This window comes from Roseburia intestinalis L1-82 (genome assembly GCF_900537995.1).
GTDB lineage: Bacteria > Bacillota > Clostridia > Lachnospirales > Lachnospiraceae > Roseburia > Roseburia intestinalis.
The window spans coordinates 3416956-3434662 of sequence record NZ_LR027880.1; the positions used below are offsets into that span (position 1 = coordinate 3416956).

At 41.5% G+C, this 17707-nt stretch carries 15 protein-coding genes and 1 pseudogene; 4 read left to right on the top strand and 12 right to left on the bottom strand.

The genetic code is table 11. The features are described from left to right. Positions 1 to 57: 57 nt before the first annotated feature. Positions 58 to 870, bottom strand: a complete 813-nt coding sequence (locus RIL182_RS16035) for a tyrosine-type recombinase/integrase (protein WP_006855823.1) — start codon at positions 868 to 870, stop codon at positions 58 to 60. Between the two features lie 222 nt (positions 871 to 1092). Beyond that, positions 1093 to 2118 carry a sugar kinase gene (locus RIL182_RS16040; protein WP_006855825.1) on the bottom strand — a complete coding sequence of 342 codons (1026 nt, stop codon included), beginning with the start codon at positions 2116 to 2118 and terminating at the stop codon, positions 1093 to 1095. 348 nt (positions 2119 to 2466) lie between these two features. Between RIL182_RS16040 and RIL182_RS16045 the strand changes: the two genes are divergently transcribed. Further along, positions 2467 to 3486 carry a sugar kinase gene (locus tag RIL182_RS16045; RefSeq protein WP_006855826.1) on the top strand — a complete coding sequence of 340 codons (1020 nt, stop codon included), beginning with the start codon at positions 2467 to 2469 and terminating at the stop codon, positions 3484 to 3486. Positions 3487 to 3632: 146 nt separating this feature from the next. Here the strand turns inward: RIL182_RS16045 and RIL182_RS16050 are convergent, their stop codons facing one another. From RIL182_RS16050 to RIL182_RS16065, 4 genes are all read right to left on the bottom strand, one after another. Then, the gene (locus tag RIL182_RS16050) at positions 3633 to 4643 is read right to left on the bottom strand and encodes a dipeptidase (protein ID WP_006855827.1); all 1011 of its coding nucleotides are present in this window, start codon (positions 4641 to 4643) and stop codon (positions 3633 to 3635) included. A 27-nt stretch (positions 4644 to 4670) separates the two neighbouring features. After that, positions 4671 to 5993 (bottom strand): permease prefix domain 1-containing protein, encoded by a 1323-nt coding sequence (locus tag RIL182_RS16055; protein WP_242655469.1) that lies wholly within the window; start codon positions 5991 to 5993, stop codon positions 4671 to 4673. 89 nt (positions 5994 to 6082) lie between these two features. After that, a complete protein-coding gene (locus RIL182_RS16060) occupies positions 6083 to 6424 on the bottom strand; it encodes a PadR family transcriptional regulator (protein WP_006855830.1) in 342 nt (113 codons plus the stop codon). A 1853-nt stretch (positions 6425 to 8277) separates the two neighbouring features. Continuing rightward, positions 8278 to 10530, bottom strand: coding sequence for a glycogen/starch/alpha-glucan phosphorylase (locus RIL182_RS16065; RefSeq protein ID WP_044998616.1), 2253 nt, complete (start codon positions 10528 to 10530; stop codon positions 8278 to 8280). A gap of 185 nt (positions 10531 to 10715) precedes the next feature. On the opposite strand from RIL182_RS16065, the gene RIL182_RS16070 reads away from it, so the two are divergent. Continuing rightward, positions 10716 to 11603: an AraC family transcriptional regulator gene (locus RIL182_RS16070; RefSeq protein WP_006855833.1), complete on the top strand. Its 888-nt coding sequence runs from the start codon at positions 10716 to 10718 to the stop codon at positions 11601 to 11603. Here RIL182_RS16070 and RIL182_RS16075 read toward each other — a convergent pair. The 4 genes from RIL182_RS16075 to RIL182_RS16090 all read right to left on the bottom strand — a co-directional run bounded on the left by RIL182_RS16075 (position 11545) and on the right by RIL182_RS16090 (position 14950). Beyond that, complete coding sequence (locus tag RIL182_RS16075; RefSeq protein ID WP_006855834.1) at positions 11545 to 13338, bottom strand: GGDEF and EAL domain-containing protein; 1794 nt, start codon at positions 13336 to 13338, stop codon at positions 11545 to 11547. The genes RIL182_RS16070 and RIL182_RS16075 overlap by 59 nt on opposite strands. Before the next feature lie 135 nt (positions 13339 to 13473). After that, positions 13474 to 13983 carry a phosphatase PAP2 family protein gene (locus RIL182_RS16080; protein ID WP_006855835.1) on the bottom strand — a complete coding sequence of 170 codons (510 nt, stop codon included), beginning with the start codon at positions 13981 to 13983 and terminating at the stop codon, positions 13474 to 13476. Further along, entirely contained in the window at positions 13980 to 14447 is a 468-nt protein-coding gene (locus RIL182_RS16085) for a signal peptidase II (protein ID WP_242655470.1), read from the bottom strand. The genes RIL182_RS16080 and RIL182_RS16085 overlap by 4 nt, the downstream gene beginning before the upstream one ends. Before the next feature lie 50 nt (positions 14448 to 14497). Further along, a complete protein-coding gene (locus tag RIL182_RS16090) occupies positions 14498 to 14950 on the bottom strand; it encodes a response regulator transcription factor (RefSeq protein WP_044998590.1) in 453 nt (150 codons plus the stop codon). Between the two features lie 244 nt (positions 14951 to 15194). Between RIL182_RS16090 and tnpA the strand changes: the two are divergent. Together tnpA and RIL182_RS16100 are read left to right on the top strand one after the other, a co-directional pair. Continuing rightward, positions 15195 to 15464: pseudogene (gene tnpA / locus RIL182_RS16095) on the top strand (IS200/IS605 family transposase); the annotation flags it as partial. A 79-nt stretch (positions 15465 to 15543) separates the two neighbouring features. Next, positions 15544 to 16356 carry a polysaccharide deacetylase family protein gene (locus RIL182_RS16100; protein WP_006855839.1) on the top strand — a complete coding sequence of 271 codons (813 nt, stop codon included), beginning with the start codon at positions 15544 to 15546 and terminating at the stop codon, positions 16354 to 16356. An 11-nt stretch (positions 16357 to 16367) separates the two neighbouring features. Here the strand turns inward: RIL182_RS16100 and RIL182_RS16105 are convergent, their stop codons facing one another. Continuing rightward, positions 16368 to 16871: a VanZ family protein gene (locus tag RIL182_RS16105; protein ID WP_015521189.1), complete on the bottom strand. Its 504-nt coding sequence runs from the start codon at positions 16869 to 16871 to the stop codon at positions 16368 to 16370. Further along, on the bottom strand, positions 16849 to 17529 hold the full coding sequence (pyrE, locus tag RIL182_RS16110) for an orotate phosphoribosyltransferase (RefSeq protein ID WP_015559808.1): 681 nt from the start codon (positions 17527 to 17529) through the stop codon (positions 16849 to 16851). The genes RIL182_RS16105 and pyrE overlap by 23 nt, the downstream gene beginning before the upstream one ends. Between the last annotated feature and the right edge of the window lie 178 nt (positions 17530 to 17707).

Below are 17707 nucleotides of genomic sequence, written 5' to 3' on the forward strand. Positions count from 1 at the left end.
TAAGACATAACCTTTCTACATATGAGTTTAGTAACATAATACAATATTATGTTGCATCTATAATCCAAGATTATTAAGCTTTCTACGTTTTTCTTCTACGGTAGACGTTGTATAGATGCGGGTCGTTTCAATGCTCGTATGCCCTAACAGATCTGCAAGCTCTGCAAGGTTTCCATAGCGCTCCATATAGCTGATTGCGAAAAAATGCCGAAAACTATGGGGATGAACCTTTTCTTTTTTAATCCCAACCATATCCCCAAGATATGCGATCATTTTATAAACAGTGATACGGTTGATCGGATCTCCTCCTCTTCCCCGAAATATGATTCCATCATTTTCTTTTTCCTCTCTGCAAAATTTTTTTAATTCACGGATCAGAACATCCGGTAAATAAACGTCTCTGATTTTCCCTTTATTATAAACCTGCACTCTTCCAGTCTCTAATGTTTCGACTGTAATATATTGGAGCTCACTGACACGTATTCCGGTAAGTGCCAATGTCCTCATAATATAATAATATTTTTTCCTGCCACTGCTTTTTGCATAATTTAACAATTCCTGATACTCTTTCCGGCTAATGACATTTTCCACACTGCGTTTTTTCTGCACTTTTAATGTCTTTATAGATGCCTGCCCGCATTCTAAATATCTTAAATATCGATTTACCGCTATAACATAAAGATTGATCGTCGCAGGAGAAAGGTCCTCCTCCCGTAATTTTTCTCTGTAAAGCATCGTCCGATCTTTTGTAATTTCCTTTCCATTTAAATACCGGACAAATTTTTCCGCCTCCCTCAGATACACCTGCCTGGTCTGTTTCGAAAGTTCACTCTGCTTTAAATATTCTTCATACCCTTCAAACTGTTTCATATGACTACCTCCATTTTCCTAATAGTTTTTCCACAAAATATAAAATTATCATACAGAGGAAAATAACAAAAAAACTGCCGTTTCATGTTGGCTTCATGAAACGGCAGTCCGTCATTGTCTGCACAGTCTAAATGGGTAAAAAGACCACGCATTACCTGCTTGTCACAGGTGTTATATTAAATTAGGGAAAGGAATTAACAAAATGATTTTGTCGTAATTTTATTATCTCTGAACACGTCCAGAAGCATCTCCGCCAGCTAATTTCTTAACTTCGTCAACGCTTACCATGTTGAAGTCACCTTCTACGGAATGTTTCAGACAGCTTGCTGCTACTGCGAACTCGATGGTATCCTGTGGAGCATAATCGTTTAAGCATGCGTAAATTAATCCGCCGCCGAAAGAATCACCGCCACCAACACGGTCAACGATGTGCATTAAATACTCTTTGGAGAAGTAGCTCTGTCCATCCTCGTAAAGCATTGCTGCCCAACGGTTATCATTTGCAGAGATAGATGTTCTTAATGTGATTGCAACTTTCTTGAATCCGAAACGGTCTGTTAATTTCTGTGCAACCTCTTTGTATCCTTCTTTATTTAACTCGCCTGCAGTTACCTCTGTACCTTCAGACTTGATACCGAATACGTCGTTTGCATCTTCCTCGTTGGAGATACATACGTCTACATATTTGCAAAGTTCACCCATAACCTGGCCTGCTTTTTCTTTGGACCATAATTTATTACGGTAGTTTAAGTCGCAGCTTACAGTGATTCCTTTTGCTTTTGCAGCTTTACATGCCTCTAAGCAGATTGCTGCCACATTATCGCCAAGTGCCGGTGTAATTCCGGTAAAGTGGAACCAGTCTGCACCGTCGAAAATTTTATCCCAGTCAAAATCAGCTGTTGTAGCTGTTGCAATGGAAGAACCTGCACGGTCATATACAACTTTGGATGGTCTCTGGCTTGCGCCCTTCTCCAAGAAGTAGATACCAACACGGTCACCACCGCGAACGATGTCAGATGTGTCAACACCATACTGTCTTAACGCATTCACTCCAGCCTGTCCGATCTCATGTGCCGGAAGCTTTGTAACAAAGCTTGCATCCATACCATAGTTTGCTAAGGAAACTGCAACGTTAGCCTCTCCTCCGCCGTATGTTGCGCCGTAGGATGTAGCCTGTACAAAACGATAATATCCTTCCGGTGCAAGACGAAGCATGATCTCACCAAATGTAACAACTTTCTTTGCCATGATTTTAATCCTCCTAAAAATAATGTTTCACATTGTGAAACTGCGTTTCAAAATTTATATTTTTATTATAACACCGAAAAACAGAATGTCAAACATGTTTTTACTTTAATGCAATTTTTATAGGTTCTGTTATTTTGGTTCAAAAAAATTGTGAAATATTTGCAATTATCTCTTTTTTATTTTTGAAATATGTTATATAATACATATGTATTGGTTCATAATATAGAACTTAGTTTTGTAATATGAAACCATTGGATATGATAACACTGATTTATGTTTTTCAAAATGTTTTGTCGTAAATCAGGCATACATATATATCACACTATCTATTTTTAAGGAGGATTTTCCATGGACCGCAAATATGATGTCATCACATTAGGAGAGATTCTGCTTCGTCTTTCCACCCCGATCAACGGACGTCTTGCACAGGGCGATACTTTAATGAAACATTTAGGAGGTGCCGAGTTAAATATCGCTTCCGAGATCGGACAACTCGGCTTAAAGACAGCAATGATCTCTAAGATTCCTAACAATCTGCTCGCCGCATTCATCAAAAACCAGATGAACGCTTCCCGCGTCAGTGAAAATTACCTGATCTCCGACACTGCAGATGACAGCCGCATCGGTGTTTACTATTACGAATATGGTTCCTATCCGCGCAAACCGCGTGTCGTCTACGACAGGAAACATTCTTCCATCAATAACATAGACATCAAAGATGTGCCGGAAACCATGTTTTATAACACACGCCTGTTCCACACCAGTGGGATCACCTTAGGTCTTGGCGGCAACGCACAGAAATTTGCGATCGAATGTATCCGCAAATTCAAAGAGCAGGGAACCCTGATCTCTTTTGATGTCAACTACCGTGCCAATCTCTGGACCGGCGAGGAGGCAAGAGCCTGCATCGAGCAGATTCTTCCTTATGTAGATATCTTCTTCTGCTCCGAAGATACCGCACGCCTGACTTTCGGCAAAACAGGCACGATCGAGGAAATCCAGAAGTCTTTCTGCGAGGAATATCCTATCTCTGTGGTTGCCTCCACAGAGCGCACGGTCATCACTCCAAAGAAACACAATTTTACTTCCATTATCTATTCTGCAAAAAATGATTCTTACTACCGCGAGGAACCATACAACAACATTGATGTGGTCGACCGTATCGGAAGCGGTGACGCCTATGTTTCCGGTGCTCTCTACGGCTACTTAAAACACAAGGACTGCAGAAAAGCATTAGAATATGGAAATGCCATGGCAGCGATCAAGCACAGTGTCATCGGAGATATGATCACGACCGACCTTGAGGAGATCGACAGTATTATTGCAGAACACAAAAATACGGGGTATCATTCGGAGATGAACCGATAGAATGCACGCTCTATGAACATTCTATTGTCGTGAATTAAAAAATCGGAATATCCATATCAGTTTTCCCTGGATATTCCGGTTTGTTATTTCATTACAAGATGTTGAAGTTTGTATGCACTATTTGGTGTCAACATCTTTACATTTTCTCACATCACTTCACGGATCACACGCTCCACATTTTTGTATGCGATCTTTTCGAGTGCATCCTCACTGAACCCTGTTTTCTGCAGTGCATCAAATAATTTTTTCATATCCGTGCAGTCAGCGATCTCAAATTTTCCCTCAATCCCATCAAAATCCGTCCCGATTCCGACACACTCAATCCCGCCAACATTGACCAGACGCTTTACATGTTCACACATTGTTTCGATCCGGCTCACTTTATCCACAGGATCTGTATTTAAAAACGGTGGATAAAAATTAAGCCCCGCCACACCACCATGTTCCGCTAATACCCGTATCATATCATCCGTCAGATTTCTCGTTGCAGGAGCAAGTTCCCTGCAGTTTGAGTGTGATGCCACAAACGGGCCCCTCACAAGTTCTGCCACATCATAAAAACCACCATCGGACAAATGGGACACATCCACAAGGATTCCACGCTCTGCCATATATGTAACAGCTTTCCTGCCAAACGGTGTCAGTCCAAGCTGCATCCGTTCTGCCTCTTTTGCATGCGGATGACCGAAACAGTTATCATCATTCCAGGTCAGCGTAATCAGCCGGACTCCCATCTGATAAAGCTTATCGATCCGTTCCATTTTTCCATCCACAATACATCCGTTTTCAACAGTCAGAAAGGCAGAAACTTTTCCCTGCCGCCAGTTGCACTGTAATCCTTCGTAGTTATAAGCCGGTGCAATAATGTCCGAACAGGTTTCCATGGTATTTTGGTATACTTCGTACATATCCTGCATCTGTTTCCGGATCTCTGCATCGGTATACCAGAGATTATTTTTTTCCGTATATGCCAGTCCCGGATCACTCCAGTTTTCTTCTCTTTTCTGCTGTAAAAACATGGCAAAAAACTGTGCCTTTGCGCCACACTGGTGCAGTCTTTTCGCATCCACCATCGTGTTTCTTAGTTCCCCTGCCGTCTTTTTTTGCTGTGCGGCTGCCTTCGCTAACGTATCGCAATGCATATCGATGTAATTCATGTCGGATATACCCTTTCTTTCTGATCTTTAAACCGTCGCATTTTTCTTTTCGCTGCGCGGTTCTTTTAATATCATTTTATTCCGCAGCACACAAAATAGCAACCCGACGTAAATCCCGTTGACTGCCGCTAAGATCACATTTGTGGAAAAAAAAGGAACTGCCACTGTATAAATTACGCCATATCCAAAATTTACCATAATATAAATTACCATCACACGCACGATCAACCCGATACTGCACGCCATCCCCAACAGAAAGCCCATCCGGTTGCCCTGTAGTAGAGACTGACGCAGCGCATGGATCAAAAACCACACAAATGCTGCAACGACAAGAACACCTGCTATGATCCCAAAATAACAAAATATATTTCCCAGCAGATATTCGCCGTCCGATCCTGTCCCCTGCATCAGAAATGTCCGGTTTCCAAACAGGCTGTATCGAGCAACTGCATCTTTTATCATTCTGTTCTGATATCCAAATTCACCTGTATGCGTAAGCCTGGCGAGCACATAGCCGCTTGGCAGAAACGTATACTTATAAAAGAAAGCCACACCAGCCCCCAGAATACCAGCCACAAGCAATGCCAGCTCTACAAGGTATTTTTTCTTTTCGTTTCCAAATATTCCACGAAGCACAGATGCCACCAGCAGGAACAGACAGACCACGGCATTTTCCACAACCGCCCCATTACTCTTCGGCAGTGAAATGAGCCCTGCTGCTAATACCATAAACGGGATAATGATCCAGCCGGCTGATTTTAAAATTCCCCGAAATCCCTGTCCCCGGTACTGATAAATAATTCCCGCAAAGATCACTGGCAGCAGCACCTGTACACTGTAACTTGCCAGCAGCGCTGTCTGATAGTTTCCAAGGAGGCCGCCCGACCACACCAGACACAGGCAGATCATATACAAAGCATATACCGCACGGATATGCAAAAACAGCCATGTGTAATCGAAATACATGATCACAAAGATCATTGCAAAGCTGACACCATTTATCACAAGTAATGCTCTAAGCTGTTCTGCCTGTGATGCCCCACCTTCTGTTTTTCCGGAAATAACAACTGACATGAGTATAGATGCCGCCGTTAAAAGAACCGCCAGCACAAAAAGTTTCCATGGAAATGCCGGTCTGTGGATACGGTTTAATGCACATCCTGTTTCCACCGGATCTCCCATCTGCCGCACTGCCTCTCTTTTTGCATCTTCCCTGCTCATTCCTTCTTCCTCATAGCCTTGTGCCTGTTCTTCTATATGCCCGTTTATTTCTTCTGACACAAGCGCTCTGGCACGCTTATTTTGAATCTGTTCTTCCAGAGTCTTCATATATTCTTTGTAATCTGTCAATGTATTCCCTCCCGGCTCTTTCTGCCATGTTTGCTTTTTTCATCCCTGCATTTTTTACACATTTCACTGCCTGATGCCATTTCATTTTTTCAAATACACATTTCCATGGCTTTACATGACAATACATTTGTAACTGCTGCGGCATACGTATTCCATTCGTCTTTTTTCTCTTTTAAAATACGTTTTCCTTCTCCGGTAATGTGATAATATTTGCGCATTTTCCCACTTGCATCATCCTCATAAGCCGTAACAAGATTGTTTGCCTCTAAGGCATGCAAAAGCGGATAAAGCGATCCCGCTTTTAATTCAAATACATTTTCCGATCTTTTCCTTAATGTTTCGATCATTTCGTAACCATACATGTCTTTCTCGTCTAAAAGCCGTAAGATCAGCATGGAAAGACTACCCTGAATCAATGATTTGTTTAACATAAAATCCTCCTTGTTTTCCGAAGGAAAATGCGAGCCCTTTGGCGAGCAGAGGATTTTCCTCCTTGTTTTGCGAAGCAAAATCCGAGTCCCTTGACGATGAGAGGATTTTCCTCCTTGTTATATAGTCTATCTATATATCTAAAGTATATAGTCTGTCTATATATATGTCAAGTTTTTTCTCATTTTTTGATCTTACATATTTGTTCGTAAGAATAAATACTGCATTCCCCTTCACTGTCGACCTTATCCCGGAAATACTTTGGATCATTAAATATACAAAAACAGGTTATCCATAGTTTAAATCTATGGACAACCTGTCCTGATGTCTGTCTGACATTTAAAAATCATTCTTTTATTTTTCTGCAAGATTTTCGAGGATTACATCCATATCATACCCCGGTACCACCTTCATTACAGCTTCAAATGCTTTTCTTTATTATATAGAACCCCAAAAACATCTTCAAGTCATTCCTACATATTTTTGTTTTGTGAAACTTGCTGCTGATGTGGCATAGAATTACTGAGTTGTCAGAACTATTTTTATAGTATACTACAAGAAGCCGCATTATTCAATCACAAAATAAAAGGAACTCTGCTATCCGGTTAAATGCTGATTTGTTTATGAAATAAATCGCCCGCTCAAATGGTGTGTCGCAGGTCTGTGAGTGGCATCTTGCGCAAAGCCGGAGTTAATTTTGGTTCCATTGTACGAAAATAAGAAAAGTCTAAGTGTGTCTGAGTTAGATTTTCTCGGAGTGACGTGACCGGCGTTCAACGAGCCATCCGTGGCTCGTGAAGCCTTGTTCTGCCATCCGTGGCAGAACATCACTGTGTATCTACAGACACACAATCTCAATCTGACCATTATCAGATTGAGATAGATTTTCTAATTTTCTCCCAAAGTCACAAAATCAGCTCAGGCTTTGCGCAAGATGCCAGCCTCCAGATTATGAACACCATTTGGGTGGGCGGTTCATCTCAAAATTGGGGGCGTAGGTGTGGATTTTTGATATTCGCACGAATGAAAATATGCTTAAAATCCTAATATGCTGTATCATTAATATTCAGCCTGATGACTTTCCAAAATTTCCATCTGCTACATTGTACTACATGAATTGTTTCGTAAATTGTCAGACCAATAACACAAAATATTCTTCAAATGTGTATGGCAATAAATATGGGCATAGTGGTATATATCGAGGTTTTTGCCAGTGTTGTCAAACAAATAATAAACCATTGAATATAGTTATTTGGAAATCTTTTTTTAATCAGATTCAGACACAAAACACTAAAAATTTACGCCCCCAAGGTTGTAAAATGAGTTCCCACGCGAAGGGTGGTTCACAACCTTGCGGCTGGCAAATCGCATCAAGCCGGGATCCGTTTTGTGACTTTGGGAGAAAATTAGAAAGTCTTTGTATGCCTGTTCACAATACAGTGTTGTGCTGCCACGGACGGCAGCACAAGTCTTAATGTGCCCGGATGGCACATTTAAGACGCACACGTCACTCCGCCACAATATAAATCAGGCATACTTAGACTTTCTTATTTTCGTACAACGGAACAAAACGAGTCCCGGCTTGATGCAATTTGCCAATCGTAACCCCCCAGAACCACCCTACACAAGGAAACTCATGTCACCCGCAAACCAATATTTATCAGATAACGCGTTCTATAAAGCAAAAAAGGAACCACAAAACCATTCTAAGTTTTGCGGTTCCCAATTAGGAAGAATTTGTAATTTAAATATTGTGAATTAACTGCTGCTCTGCAAGCCACATAATCGCTTACAAGATTTTACAAGACGCATGGCACCTTACGAGATGCATGGCATCTTACAGATGCATGGCATCTTACAGATGCCAGATATCCTCATTGTACTGTGCAATGGTACGGTCTGATGAGAAGAATCCTGCCTTGCTGATGTTGACAAGCATTTTCTTAGCCCATGCCATACGGTCTTCGTAATCTGCGTAGATACGTTCTTTGGTTGCAACGTACTCCTCGAAATCCGGGAGAGTCATGAACCAGTCTTTGTTTAACAGCTCGTTGTAAAGACGCTCTAAGTTCTCTGCACATCCAACTGCTTTCATCTGGTCGCTTACGATAAAGTCGATCGCACGTTTGATGTTTGCATCATTCTCGTAGTAGCTTCTGGAAACGTAATCTGCTTTCTCGTAGTGTTTGATAACTTCCTCAGAAGACTCACCGAAGATATAAATGTTATCATCGCCAACGAACTGATGCATCTCAACATTTGCTCCGTCCATGGTTCCGATTGCAACGGCACCGTTTAACATGAATTTCATGTTGGATGTTCCACTTGCCTCTTTGGAAGCTAAGGAGATCTGCTCATGGATATCTGCTGCCGGGATCAGTTTCTCAGCTAATGTTACGTTGTAGTTTTCTACCATTACTACTTTTAAGTATGGTGCGACTTCCGGATCATTTGCGATCAGTTCCTGTAAGCAGAGGATCAGATGAATGATGTCCTTTGCAATGATATATGCCGGAGCAGCTTTTGCACCAAAAATAACGGTGATCGGACGTGCCGGTTTCTTTCCTGCTTTGATCTCGAAATATTTGTGGATCACATAGAGAGCATTCATCTGCTGTCTCTTGTACTCGTGTAATCTCTTGATCTGGATATCGTAGATGGAGTTGTCATCTAACTCGATGCCCTGTGTTTTTACAAGATAATTCTTTAACTCTGTCTTTCTTGTACCTTTTACTGCAAGAAGTTTCTTTAATACTTCCTCATCATTTACATATGCGCCGAGTTTCTCTAACTCTTCTGCGTTTTTCTTAAATCCAGGTCCGATTAAGGATGTGATAAATTCGGTCATCTCCGGATCACAGTGTAATAACCAGCGGCGGAATGTGATACCGTTTGTCTTATTATTAAACTTCTCCGGATAAATCCTGTAGAAGTTATTTAACTCTGTATTCTTTAAAATCTCTGTGTGCAGGTAAGCAACACCGTTGACACTGTATCCGTAATGAATATCCATATGTGCCATATGAACGCGTTTCTCATCATCAATGATTGCTACGGATCTGTCATCATATTTCTTTGTCACACGGCTGTTTAACTCATAAATAATCGGCAGTAACTGTGGAACAGCTTTCTCTAAGAAATGGATCGGCCATTTTTCAAGTGCTTCGGCTAAGATCGTGTGGTTTGTGTAAGCACAGGTCTTAGATACAATGTCGATCGCCTCATCCATTAAGATGCCGCGCTCCATCAACAGACGGATCATTTCCGGAATCACCATACTTGGGTGTGTATCGTTGATCTGGATCACTGCATACTCGTTTAATTTGTGAAGATCTCCGCCTCTTGCAAGTGTCTCATCAATAATCAGGCGCGCTGCATTGCTGACCATGAAGTACTGCTGGTATACACGAAGGATTCTTCCCTTATCATCGGAATCATCCGGATATAAGAATAATGTTAAATTCTTTGCAATATCCTCTTTGTCAAAATCGATGCCCTCACCAACTAAACTCTCATCTACTGTTTCAACATCGAACAGATGAAGTTTTGTGGTACGATTCTCATAACCAATCACATCGATATCATATAATCTGGACTGTAACGTAAAACCGCCGAACTGAATCGGGTAAGTAACGTCTGTTTTTGTCAGCCAGCTTTCTTTTTCGATCCATGGATTTGGTGTCTCATTCTGCAGGTTATTTTTGAATACCTGTTTGAACAATCCGTAATGGTAATTTAAACCAACACCGTCACCGTTTAAACCAAGGCTTGCGATAGAATCAAGGAAGCATGCTGCAAGACGTCCAAGTCCGCCGTTTCCTAATGACGGCTCCGGCTCAACCTCCTCGATCTCTGCAAGGCTCTTGCCGTTGTCTGCTAAAAGTTTTTTCACATCCTCATAGATGCCAAGGTTGATCAGGTTGTTGGATAATAATTTACCGATCAGGAACTCAGCGGAAATGTAATATAATTTACGTTTTCCCTGATTGCTGACTTTTTCTTCTGCCATTCCTTTTGTCATCTCAAGCAGTGCATAGTAAAGTTCCTCATTTGTGCACTGTGAAATCTCTTTGCCACATCTGTTTGCTACGATTTCCTGTAATTTCATGTTTTCCTCCATGTTCCGCGCCCCCGGCGCTGTTTTCATTATGTTCCCCAACCAATGTTTATGCATGTTCCTGTTGTCCTGATTTCGCTTTTTTTCGCAAAATCATTGTTTATGATGTTATTATAGTTTCTGCAATCACTTTTTTCTTGTAATATTGACTCAAAAAGTGGTACAATCCTATCATTATGAATATTTTAGAATATGAAAACTATCAGGAAAAAATTTTACATGGCGATCCTTTATTCCCTTATATTACCTATCTCTGTTCAATTCCGCTGGATTTTGGGTATGTGCCGATGCACTGGCACGATGAAATGGAAATTATCTATATAAAAAAAGGAAACGGCACGATTACGGTCGATTTTACACAGCACACGGTCTCTGCAGGGGATATCGCACTGATCCTTCCGGGACAGCTTCACTCGATCGGTCAGTTTGAATCCGAATCCATGGAGTACGAAAATATCATTTTTCATCCAAACATGCTGATCTCCAAGAAAACAGATACCTGCAACACGGACTATCTGGTTCCTCTACTGTCCGGTAATGTCTCTCTGCCGCTTTTATATACCCCGGACAGTCCACACTATGCGGAGATTTCTGCCTGCATCGACGCGAACGATGAAATCTGTAAAACTTATCCGTCCGGTTATCAGCTCTTTATCAAAGGGCAGTTATTTCTGCTGTTTTATATTTTGTTTCACAAATGCAGCACAAAGGAACCATCCGGGAAAGACCGCAGCAAATCCTTAGAAAAAATGAAACTGATCTTAAAATATGTGGAAAACAATTATATGGAAAAGATCACGATCGAAGATATCGCAAATGAAGTAGGACTGAGCCAGTCCCATTTTATGAAATATTTTAAAAATACCATGGGAACCTCTTTCGTCGATTATCTCAACGAATACAGGCTCACCATGGCATCAAGACTTCTGATCTCCTCCGACTCCTCGATACTTGCAATTGCATCGGAAGTCGGTTTTGAAAATCTTTCTTATTTTAACCGTATTTTTAAGAAACGCTTTGGGCAGACACCTCGTGAGTACCGCAGGCGGCAATCGCCGGCTTGATGAGATTCTCATAGAATTCTTCCGCCGGCTGTGGTTTGCCGAACAAAAATCCCTGGATATAATCCGGGTCTAATTCGGAGATCTTTGCAAATTCATCCTCTGTCTCAATTCCCTCAACACAGATCGTCAGATCAAGTTTATGCGTCATCGTGATGATCTGTGTCATCAGATCATGTTCATACTGATTATTCAGTGCTTTTAATGTGAACGACCGGTCAATCTTGATATAATTCGGTCTTAAATCGCCAAGACAGTGCAGATTCGAATAACCGGTTCCAAAATCATCTAAAATGACAAGCACTCCGTTTTTCTTTAATCCGTCCCACAATTTCTGAAAATGTGTATTGGTATCCAGATAACCGCTCTCTGTCAGCTCAATTCCCACCGCGGAAGGCTCTAATCCATACAGGCGCAGCGCTGTCAGTATCTCCGTCAGGACACGGCTCTTCATGACCTGCACATAGGAAAGATTGATATTGATGCGGAAATTCGGAATGTATTTCTGCCACCTGCTGCAGGTCGAGATTGCCTGATGCAGCATCCATTTTCCTGCCGGAATGATCAGACCGGTCTCCTCTAACAGAGGAATAAACTCAACCGGTGAAATACGCTCCCAGTGCACTTTCTCATCTGCATCATGACCATCCTCACCCACACATACCGCTTCTTTTTTCGTTTCTCCATCCTCACATCTCTCCGGCATGGAAAAACGCATCAGTGCCTCCGCACCAACCAGCCGGCGTGTCTTTGTGTCCACGATCGGCTGATAATAAGTCTCAAACCCTTCAAACCCATGGTTTACCGCATGATGCAGCTGCCGTGTGATCTGCTTTTTGCGCAAAAAAACGTCATAATCTTCCTGCATATATATATAACAGCGGTTCTTTCCCTGCTCTTTTGCTGTATTTAATGCATACTCTGACAATTTCATGATATTTTCATAGGTCCCGGATGTTTTTGCAGTATCGACTGCACCCGCAGATATGGTAAACACAGATTTATAACCGTTTTCCTCGATAAATGTATCCAAACTCTTGCGAATATTTTTATAAAGTTCCGTTGCTGCTTCCATATCTCCGCCCGAAAAATCGACCACCATAAATTCATCCGCTAATATCCGGTACAGCCTCTGCGACGGTTTGATATTTTCCGCGATACAGTCTGCTGTACTCTTTAAGATATAATCTCCGTACTCCATTCCGAAGTCACCGTTGATATCACGAAAATCATCGATTCCGATGCGGAGGAAAAATCCATCCGGCAGTCCATCCTCAAACTGTTCTACATAAGCGGAAAGACTTGATTCGCCAAGCAGTCCGCTGACATTGTCTGCCTTCTGTTTCTGACCGATCTCATTGATGCATCCGACTAAAAAATGCGGTTTCCCGTCAGCATCATTTAATACACGCCCCCTGCAGTTGATCCACACCGGTTTCCCAGCGCGGTCTAACCACCGGTAATGCATGTTATGAAAAACAATCTCCCCGCTCATAATACGCCGGAATTCATCATCCAGGCGCGACTGGTCTTCCGAATATACAAATGTATGATGTGCTTTTGCCGCATCATCAAAATTATCCCCCGGTAAAAGGAAACGCTCTGTCGCATGTTTTGAGATCTTATAGCAGTCTTTCTGCAGATCAAACACATACAGATAATCATCCATACACGGATTAAACAATTCCACGATATATTCCATCTGTTCTCTTGAAAAACTATTCATTATAGGGTCCATATTCTTCTCCAATTCTGTAATCTACAAAAACGTTATCTTAATTTTATAATTCGTTGCTTTTATTTTTTCAAAAATATACGGTAATATTCGCTCAAAATCCCTGATACGGCAGCATATAGTATCCGATCACACCACTCAAAATCCCCGATATGGCAGCATATAGTATCCGATCACACCGCTTAAAATCCCGACAGCAACTCCTGCAGTGACATCCCATACGGTATGCACGCCCCCGATCACACGGATCACGGCAATCATAATTCCGATCATTGCTAAAATACAGCCCGCCACTGGATTGCGCACAAATACCGTGACGGCGATCACAAATACAGAAAAAACATGACGGCTTGGAAATGATTTTCCTCCCGCATCTTTATCGATCACCGGCGGTAGATCATATTTCTCATACGGGCGCGGTTCATTGACGATCTTGCGGAACAATGTCACGACCACAAATGAAACTGCAGGAACAAGCACTGCCTGCGGCAGTAACGTATCTCTCTTAAGCAGCAGCGAGATCAGATAAAGCGGATAGCTCACAAAAACAATTCCGGTAAGCAGCCGGTTTGCCAGAATAATCCTGCGGACTTTTTTTTCATCCTGTAAAAAATACCCGGTCATCTTCCGGTAAGTCTCCCGTGTCATGATGAGGCCTCACTTCCCACAACGGATAAAAATGCACCTATAAAAATACAAAAATCTGAAATATTAAATATAATCCCTCTCAGCCATTTCGGTCCAAAGTTAAATTTCACATAATCGACCACATATCCTTTTGTATAGCGGTCGAGCAGATTATTTAATCCACCGCCAACCAATAGAGATGCGCCTGTTTTACTAAGACGGTGTCCCGGCATACGGAGCAGGAAATAATATAAAATTCCGACAAAAAACATAATCACTGTATGAAGTGCGCGCATCACACGCGGCTTTTTAGCAAGAAAATTAAGTGCTGCTCCACGGTTATAATATTTTTCGATCAGAATCTTATTCCGACGTCCCGGATGCACCACGTACCTGGCATATTTCCTGTCCATGTGACGTTTGATCCAGAAATCAGAACCGAAAGCAATCCCTGCTATCAATATATATGGCATATTTTTTTTCACATTTTTCCTCCGCACTGTCATATTTCTTTCTAATTATAGTACTTTTTGATCTATTTTCCAAGCACCTGATTGCGGTATTCGTTCGCCGATACCCCAACCTGTTTTTTGAACACGCGCGAAAAATGCGCCAGATTCAGGTTGGCGCACATGCACTCGATCGCCTCTTCTAACTCGTCCATATTCGACGGCTTCAGCAAAAAACGCGTCACACCAAGCCGTATCGCTTCCTTGGCATATTCAAAATCGCGATACCCGGTAAGCACGCTCACTTCAAGATCCGGAAACTGTGAATTTAATGCTGCAATCATCTGCAGACCATTCATCTCCGGCATACAGATATCCATAAAAACAATATCAGGTCTTTCTTTTTCAATCAGATTCTTTCTTTCCGTTCCATCATTTGCGGTCGCAACAACACGGCAGTTCCAGCGCTCCCACGGAATACTTCTTGAAAGTCCCTCCACAATGATCGGCTCATCATCTACCAGCAATACCTTATACATGCATTGTTCTCCCCTTCTCTTTATATACCAAAATCGACGATCCCAAAGGGCTCGCCGATTCTGATTCATGGGCTTTAGCCTGTTGAGTGCATCGGAGTTTCTCCCAACGGAGAAATGGAGATGTGCGAAACAATAAACCACCTGCTATGCGGGTGGTGCAACAAATTTGTTATACAAAAAAATCACCTTTCCGCTAAAATAGAGTTGTTCAGGCTACTATTTAACGAAAGGAAAGGTGATTTTAATGGCAAATCAAACAAATTCTATGGCACATACAAAATGGATGTGCAAATATCATATTGTATTCACACCAAAATACAGAAGAAAAGTAATATACAATCAGTACAAAGAAGATATCAGAGATATTATCAAAGCATTGTGTAAGTATAAAGGTGTGGAAATAATAGAAGGACACTTAATGCCAGATCATATCCATATGTTGGTAAGTATTCCACCGAAATATAGTATATCACAGTTTATGGGATATTTAAAAGGAAAAAGTCACATTGTCCTTGCACTCCAGGTAAAAAGCGTTTACTATAACAATTGATTTTAAAAGTAATTACCATGTAACCTGCAGGAGGATTTTATCAATGAAAGTTTATGTATGTTTCCCGGAAGGAAAGGCGAAAGCACTGACTATGAGCTACGATGACGGCAAAATTCAGGATGAGCGCCTTGTTTCCATTTTTAACCGCTATGGTATACGGGGAACTTTTAATTTAAATTACGGAATGATCGATAAAGAAGGTCTCATTCCGCCGCGCATCAAAAGTTCACGGATCAATGAACTTTACGCCGGACATGAAATCGCAACCCATACCATGACCCACCCGACCATTGCACGCTGTCCAATGACGGAAGTTGCCGAAGAAATTTTAGCTGACCGCAAAGGCTTAGAGCAGATCACCGGCCGCATCATCCGCGGACATGCTTATCCAAACGGATCTTACAATGAAGAAATCAAACAGTTATTCCGCCAGCTTGGCATTGCATATGCCCGCGTCGTAGAACCGGCAGCTGACTTTACACTTCCAACCGACCCTCTTGAATGGCATCCGACCTGTCATCATGATGCACCGGATCTGATGGAAAAAGCTGAATTTTTTGCAGAATTCAAGAAAAAACAATATTTAAAATTAATGTATGTCTGGGGACACAGTTATGAATTTGACAATCATGATAACTGGAATGTCATTGAAGATTTCTGTGCCTATATGGGCGGCAGAAATGATATCTGGTATGCAACCAACATCGAGATCATTGATTATATGGATGCCGCCAGACGTCTGATTTTCTCAGCAGACTGCAGAAGAGTCTACAATCCGAATGCCATCAGTGTCTGGCTTGAAATTGACGGAGATACTGTGATAGAAGTAAAAGGCGGCACCTGCCTGGAAATTTAATCATAACCTTCTTAATCATCATGCTTTTTTCGCTCTGTCGTTTTTCGTATAAACTGTTTTACCAGTTCATAAACAAGAAATCCAAACAGTCCGCCAATCGTATTTAAGATCAGGTCATCTACATCAAGACTTCCGACCTTGAACACAAGCTGCAGTATTTCCACAACAAGACTCAATTCAAAGCTGTAAAGCACCGTATACCGCAGTTTTCTGCACCGTTCATAGTAGATTGGCAAAAAAGTTCCAAATGGCATGAATGCAATGATATTTCCCACAAGGTTTAAAACCACTGCATAAGTACCGAGAACTTTTCGATAACGTATGAAACGCATGATTTCTTTTAATGGCACAAGATTATAGTGATATGCTCTCTCACTGTAAGTCCGTCCCATTTTTTCTGAAAAGAATAAGAAATAAAACAACACCGCAAAATAAACAGTGAACAATACGCCGGCAATCAGCCGGCGTCTTTTTTTTCTGTCATCCATCGCATTATTTACATCCATACTGTTCATAGTATGCATCAATTGCTTTTTTTATCTCATCATTAATGACAATTTTGCCCTGACACTCCTTATTGTAAAGATGTTCTACGACCTCTTCCATTGTTACAATCGCATTTGTCGGAAAACCATAAGTTTCCCGGATTTCATCAAGTGCACTCATTTTACCGCCAAGTCCCATTTCCATACGGTTTAAAGAAACCATCAGGCCAACGATCTCAACATTTGCAGCTCCTCTTACTTTCGGAACTGTCTCCTCCATGGATTTACCGGATGTTGTAACATCCTCGATCATGACAACACGGTCACCATCTTTTAAACTGCTTCCAAGGAAACTTCCCTTATCTGCTCCGTGGTCTTTTTCTTCTTTTCTATCCGAACAGTAACGGACTTCTTTTCCATACAATTTGCTGAATGCAACTGCTGTTACAACACTGATCGGGATTCCCTTGTATGCCGGTCCGAATAATACATCAAAATCATCTCCATACTTCTCATGGATCGCCTTTGCGTAATACTCACCAAGACGCATTAACTGTGAACCTGTCACATAAGCTCCTGCATTCATAAAAAATGGGGATTTGCGTCCACTCTTTAATGTAAACTCTCCAAATTTGAGCACATCACTCTCAACCATAAACTCGATAAATTCCTGCTTGTACTGTTCCATTTTATCTACGACCTCCTGTTTAACTTCCTTAATATCGATTGTTTGCACCTGATTCTCTCGTGTCTTCACAATTATTTTTATACTATCATAAGTGTCTTGGAATCTCAATCTCTTTTAACTTCATTTTTTAACCTGTAGAAAAGACATTAGAATTTTTATCAGACAAGACCCTATTTTA